Origin of the sequence: Streptococcus sp. 2018037 (assembly GCF_019754195.1) — a bacterium.
Classification (GTDB): Bacteria; Bacillota; Bacilli; order Lactobacillales; family Streptococcaceae; genus Streptococcus; species Streptococcus hashimotonensis.
Genome location: NZ_JAIJZQ010000028.1, coordinates 22,818 through 29,181, shown reverse-complemented (window position 1 = coordinate 29,181; position 6,364 = coordinate 22,818). Strand labels below are relative to the sequence as shown.

The following is a 6,364-nucleotide window of genomic DNA, read 5'->3' as shown; positions in this document are numbered from 1 at the left end:
TTTTATTGCGACGTCTAGCGTCAAAAGCACCCTCGACTTAACAAGACACCTCTACTTTAACATAAAGAAAAAGTAGTGAGTACTTTCTCCCGTCGGAGATTTCCTCACTACTAATCTTAGTATGTTTTTATTGTAGATTTAATTTCTTTGTCATAATGAAGTGGGTTCCAAAGTAGTAAGCAAAAGCTAGGATAATATTGACTAATGCTAAGACTGGACTTGGATAGAGAGAAAATGGTGTAGAATAAGCTACTCCTAGGTTACTTAGGACAAAGAAAGTGCTAAATACTCCAGTAACGATGAGAATGCCGATATAAGTCAAGATTGCAAAGAGGAAGCGATGATCCTTGAATAATTGACCGACAGATATAGAGAAGTAGATCAAAAGGATACCAGTGGTAATTTCAATTAAATAATAGACAAGCTGACTAAGTAAAACAGTCCAGTCGATAGCTTGAACAAAAGTTTGTATTTCTGGCGTAACGGCTTCCTCGCTTGCTGCTAGAATGACTGCAAGGATGATTCCAATTGAAAGTAAGCAAGTAATACCTGCCAAGACATACCAAACAATAGAGGCAAGTAGTTTGCTTAAGATGATCTGATGGCTAGATACCGGCAGGGTCATAGTGAGATAACCTTGTCGACCATAAACATTTTTTCTAAAACGGTTGATTACTAGAACAAATGTTGACAAGAAGAGTGCGGCAATCAAAATACCAAAAGTCATAAAGGATGTTCCCAATAAGACCATCTCTCCACCGCCAGGTTCAGTATTTCCAGCCTGTGTACGTAGGGCCAACGCTTGTAGCCAAAAACCAAGTACTGCTGATAGGGCTACAGCTGCAATATAAATTCCCAAATACCATTTACCTACGGATTGAAATTCGTATTTCAATAATTTTTTAAACATAGCAATCTCCTTCTAACTAAGCCTTAAAATCTTGGCGGAAGAGTTCGTCAATAGATTCTCCGCTTTCAATTCGCAAGTCATCTACATTCCCATGGCGAATAACGCTTCCGTAATGGAGGAAAATAACCTCGTCCAAAATTTGCTCAACATCTGAAATTAAGTGAGTAGAGATAATAACAGAAGCAGTCGGAGAGTAGTTGTTGACGATGGTTTTTAAAATGTAGTCTCGGGCGGCAGGATCAACACCACCGATTGGCTCATCTAAAACATACAGCTGCGCTTGACGGCTCATCACCAGAATGAGCTGGACTTTTTCCTTATTCCCCTTGGAGAGATGTTTCATACGACTGTTTAAATCAATACCCAAATCTTGTAAAAGATAGAGAGCACGCTCCTTATCAAAATCAGCGTAAAAATCTTCAAAAAATGTAATTGCTTCGAGCACTTTCATATGTTCATCAAGATAAGTGGTATCTGGGAGATAAGATACAATTGCCTTGGTTTCTGGCGATGGTGTGCGACCATTGATCAATACTTGACCATATTCTGGCTGCAACAGACCGTTGATCAATTTAATCATGGTTGTTTTACCCGAACCATTTGGTCCCAAAAGTCCTATGATTTTTCCGGCAGCTAACTTCAAATTAACATTATTTAGGGCGACAGCTCCACCATAAGATTTTGAAACTTGCTGTAGCTCAACCAAAGTATATGCGTTACTCATAAGTAACTCCTTTCAAATAATCATCTAACTGGCTAGTGAGTTCATCGTGTCTGAAGCCCAATTCTAACATATTGTTCACGAAGTTCTCCAGTTCCTTTTGGGCTAAATGTAGGCGAGTTTGTGTAATCAATTCCTGATTATCCGTTACAAAACGGCCTGTTGTGCGAACCGAGTAAACAAAGCCTTCCGTTTCTAAATCAGACAAAGCGCGCTGAACGGTATTTGGATTGACGCCAGCAATGTCGGCTAAGTCACGAACAGTTGGAAGTTTATCTCCGGATTTTAATTGATTGGTCACAATCTGCAATTTAATAGTATTGCTGATTTGAATATAGATGGGGATGTTATTATCAAATTTCCAAGCCATAATCGTTTCCTTTCTAGGATGACATCCGTGTGTATGTCTTATATTAATAATACAATAAATCATATAAATTAGCAAGGGAAATGTTTTGAATTTTTTTAAAATATTTTTTGATGATTATTTGATATAATTTAAGAAGAAACAACAAAAGGAGAATACCATGCTAGCACAATTAGATACAAAGACAGTTTATACCTTTATGGATAGCATGGTGACGATAGAGAGTTATGTAGGCAGGGCTAAAGAGCTCGGTTATCACGCATTGGGGATAATGGATAAAAATAGTCTTTATGCAGCCTATAGTTTTATGGAATCCTGTAACAAAATGGGGCTTCAACCAATTATTGGTTGTGAACTGGACTGGAAATTACAGGGAGAGGAGCAGGACGTCACTACTCAATTGATTGCTCTGACAACCAGAGGTTATCGCAATCTATTGAAAATTTCGACTGCTAAGATGACAGGGCAAGATGATTTTGAAACCATTCGTCAATATTTAGTCGACATAGCAGTGGTTGTTCCTTATTTTTCTGGCATTGAGCACCTCGATTTGGGTGTAAACTATTATATCGGAGTGACAGTTGACACACCGGTTCAAGATTTTAAGCAAGCACTCCTTCCAATCCAGACTGTTCGTTTTTTTGAAGAGGAACAATTGGAAAGTCTACAGGTTCTCCATGCTATTCGTGATAATATTCCGCTTAATCAGGTTTCAGATGTAGATAGTCGGCAAAAACTTTTATCGGCTGATAGCTTAACCAATCTATTTTCGAATCGTTTTCCGCAAGCAGTTGATAATTTACGTGACTTGGTTGCAGGGATTTCTTATCAATTAAATACAGATTTAAAATTGCCGCGCTTTAATCGTGACAGACCTGCAGTGGAAGAATTATACGAGCGCTCCTATCAAGGATTAGAAGAGAAGGGCTTGACTAATTCACTGTATAAGGAACGATTGGAAAAGGAATTATCCATTATTCATCAAATGGGATTTGATGATTATTTCTTGATTGTATGGGACCTACTTCGTTTTGGACGTAGCCAAGGGTACTACATGGGAATGGGGCGCGGTTCAGCTGTTGGAAGCCTAGTTGCCTACGCCTTAAATATCACAGGTATTGATCCAGTTAAGCATAATCTTCTCTTTGAACGCTTTCTCAATGCTGAACGTTATTCAATGCCCGATATTGATATTGATATTCCAGATATTCATCGAGCAGATTTTATTCGTTATGTACGAGATCGTTATGGTTCAACCCATGCTGCTCAAATTGTGACCTACTCGACATTTGGAGCTAAGCAGGCCATTCGTGATGTATTTAAGCGTTTCGGAACACCTGAATATGAGTTAAGTAATATAACCAAGAAAATTTCATTTAGAGATAGTCTTACTTCTGCCTATCAGCGAAATGCCGCTTTTCGTCAGATTATCAATAGTAAGATAGAGTACCAAAAAGCTTTTGCGATTGCTCAACAAATTGAAGGGCAACCCCGACAGACTTCTATCCATGCAGCAGGGATAGTGATGAGTGATGAGGAATTGACAGATACCATCCCTCTTAAGATAGGGGATGACATGCTGGTAACCCAATATGATGCACATGCTGTTGAGGCGAATGGTCTGTTGAAGATGGATTTCCTTGGCTTACGAAATCTGACCTTTGTGCAAAAAATGGCAGAAGGAGTACGTGAACGTTATCAGCAGGAAATTGATATTGCTAAGATAGATTTAGAAGACAAGAAAACCTTGGAACTTTTTGCTACTGGTCGGACTAAGGGAATTTTTCAATTTGAACAGCCTGGTGCGATTAGCCTGCTTCGAAGGGTCAAACCTGGTCGATTTGAAGATATAGTTGCAACAACGAGTTTGAATAGACCGGGGGCTAGTGATTATTCGGATAACTTTGTAAAACGCAAGCATGGACAAGAGGCAGTTGATTTGTTGGACCCAACCATTGCTCCTATTTTACAACCGACTTATGGTATCATGCTTTATCAGGAACAAGTCATGCAGATTGCACAGGTCTATGCAGGATTTACGCTTGGAAAGGCTGATTTACTCCGTAGGGCGATGTCTAAAAAGAATGCCCAGGAAATGCAGGCAATGGAAGCGGAATTTTTACAGGGAGCACTGAAAAACGGACATGCTGAAGAGAATGCAAGGGAAATATTTGGCATGATGGCTAAGTTCGCTGGTTATGGTTTTAACCGTAGCCACGCCTATGCTTATTCAGCCTTAGCCTTTCAAATGGCCTATTTCAAGAGTCACTATACGGATGTCTTTTTTGATGTCATGCTCAATCATTCTAGCAGTGCTTATATTGAAGATGCGATGCAGTTTGACTTTGAGGTAGCTCAACTCACGATTAACAATATTCCTTATCACGATAAGTTTGATAAAAGTAAGGTTTACCTAGGATTAAAAACACTAAAAGGTTTGCCTAAAGATTTAGCTCTATGGATATTGGATCATCGTCCCTATAAGTCTGTAGAAGATTTTATTTTGCGCTTGCCGGATAATTTCAAGAAAAAAGATTTACTGATCCCTCTTATTCAGATTGGTTTATTTGATGATTTTGACGCCAATCGTAAAAAGATTATTGAAAATCTAGACAATCTTTTTGTCTTTGCAGAGGCGATTGGTACATTTTTTGCAGAGGAGAGTTATAGTTGGACAGATGTAGAAGACTACAGCGACAGCGAAAAATTTATGCTAGAGCAAGAATTGCTAGGTGTTGGTATTAGTCCGCATCCTTTAGCCAATATTTGTCGAGAATCTAAGCGTAGTTTTACAGATTTGGCTGATTTAGCGGTTGGCAATCGAGCAACCGTTCTTGTGCAGATTCAAGCTATTCGATTGATTCGTACCAAAAAGACTGGGGAGCAGATGGCATTTCTTCGAGTGACAGATACCAAGAGGACACTTGACGTGACTCTTTTTCCCGAATCTTATCGCCAATACGCTTCTATTTTGGAAGAAGGGGGAATGGGCTACATCACAGGTAGAGTGCAAGAGCGTGATGGACAGTTGCAATTAGTTCTAGAAAAATTAGAGCCTGTCAGTTTGGAGAAATTTTGGATTCTTTTGGAAAATCGAGAACACGATTATGCCGTTGCTCGTATTTTGGATAAATACAGAGGAAGCATTCCAGTAGTACTTCATTATCAAGATAGTAATCAGACAATTCAGGCTGGGCACCACATGGTTATGAAAACGCCTCAATTAGAAGAAGAGTTAAGTGAATTTGTTATGAAAACGATTTTTCGATAAAAAAATAGCAAAAAGTCAAGCAAGTTTAGGTTAAGTATGTTATAATAGGGCAGTTAAAATGAAAAGTTAAAGGAGCATTAACGAATGAAACGTATTGCTGTTTTGACCAGTGGTGGTGACGCCCCTGGTATGAACGCTGCTATTCGTGCAGTTGTTCGTCAAGCAATTTCAGAAGGAATGGAAGTTTATGGAATCAACGAAGGTTACGCAGGTATGGTTGCGGGTGATATCCATGAATTGTCTGCACGTTCTGTAGGTGATATTATTTCACGTGGAGGAACATTCCTTGGTTCAGCTCGTTATCCAGAATTTGCCAAATTAGAAGGGCAACTTAAAGGGATTGAGCAATTGAAAAAACATGGTATTGAAGGTGTAGTTGTTATCGGTGGTGACGGTTCTTACCACGGAGCAATGCGCTTGACGGAGCATGGTTTCCCAGCTATTGGTGTACCTGGTACCATTGACAACGACATCGTGGGGACAGATTTTACAATCGGTTTTGACACAGCTGTAACAACTGCTATGGATGCGATTGATAAGATTCGCGATACTTCATCAAGTCACCGTCGTACTTTCGTCATTGAAGTAATGGGACGTCATGCAGGTGATATCGCTCTTTGGGCTGGTATTGCTTCTGGTGCAGATGTTATTGTTGTTCCAGAAGAAGACTTCAATATCAACGATGTTGTTGACCGTATTAAAGCGGGTTACGATAAAGGTAAGAAACATAGCATCATTGTCTTGGCCGAAGGTGTTATGCCAGCGGCACAGTTTGCTGAAGAATTGAAAGCAGCAGGCGATACAAGTGATCTTCGTGTGACAGAACTTGGTCATATCCAACGTGGTGGTTCTCCAACAGCGCGTGATCGTGTACTTGCTTCTCGTATGGGAGCTCATGCCGTTAAATTGCTTAAAGAAGGCCGTGGTGGTCTTGCGGTAGGTATCCGTAACGAGCAAATGGTTGAAAATCCAATTCTTGGAACTGCAGAAGAAGGTGCCTTGTTTAGCTTGACTACTGATGGCAAGATTGTAGTTAATAATCCACATAAAGCAGATTTGGAGTTGGCTGATTTGAACCGTAACTTGTCAATCTAG

At 39.8% G+C, this 6,364-nt stretch carries 5 protein-coding genes; 2 read left to right on the top strand and 3 right to left on the bottom strand.

What is annotated here, in order from left to right; genetic code table 11:
* Positions 1-127 precede the first annotated feature (127 nt).
* Genes K5Q29_RS09050 through K5Q29_RS09040 form a run of 3 tightly spaced genes read right to left on the bottom strand, consistent with a single transcriptional unit; the run spans position 128 to position 2,001 of the window.
* Positions 128-910 (bottom strand): hypothetical protein, encoded by a 783-nt coding sequence (locus K5Q29_RS09050; protein WP_044754850.1) that lies wholly within the window; start codon positions 908-910, stop codon positions 128-130.
* Between the two features lie 16 nt (positions 911-926).
* A complete protein-coding gene (locus K5Q29_RS09045; RefSeq protein WP_221877115.1) occupies positions 927-1,634 on the bottom strand; it encodes an ABC transporter ATP-binding protein in 708 nt (235 codons plus the stop codon).
* Positions 1,627-2,001 (bottom strand): GntR family transcriptional regulator, encoded by a 375-nt coding sequence (locus K5Q29_RS09040; protein WP_002935537.1) that lies wholly within the window; start codon positions 1,999-2,001, stop codon positions 1,627-1,629. Before K5Q29_RS09040 ends, K5Q29_RS09045 begins: the two co-directional genes overlap by 8 nt.
* A gap of 157 nt (positions 2,002-2,158) precedes the next feature.
* Here K5Q29_RS09040 and K5Q29_RS09035 point away from each other — a divergent pair, with 157 nt between their 5' ends.
* Both K5Q29_RS09035 and pfkA read left to right on the top strand, forming a co-directional pair.
* The gene (locus tag K5Q29_RS09035; protein WP_105139290.1) at positions 2,159-5,269 is read left to right on the top strand and encodes a DNA polymerase III subunit alpha; all 3,111 of its coding nucleotides are present in this window, start codon (positions 2,159-2,161) and stop codon (positions 5,267-5,269) included.
* Between the two features lie 84 nt (positions 5,270-5,353).
* Positions 5,354-6,364, top strand: a complete 1,011-nt coding sequence (gene pfkA, locus K5Q29_RS09030) for a 6-phosphofructokinase (RefSeq protein WP_024381452.1) — start codon at positions 5,354-5,356, stop codon at positions 6,362-6,364.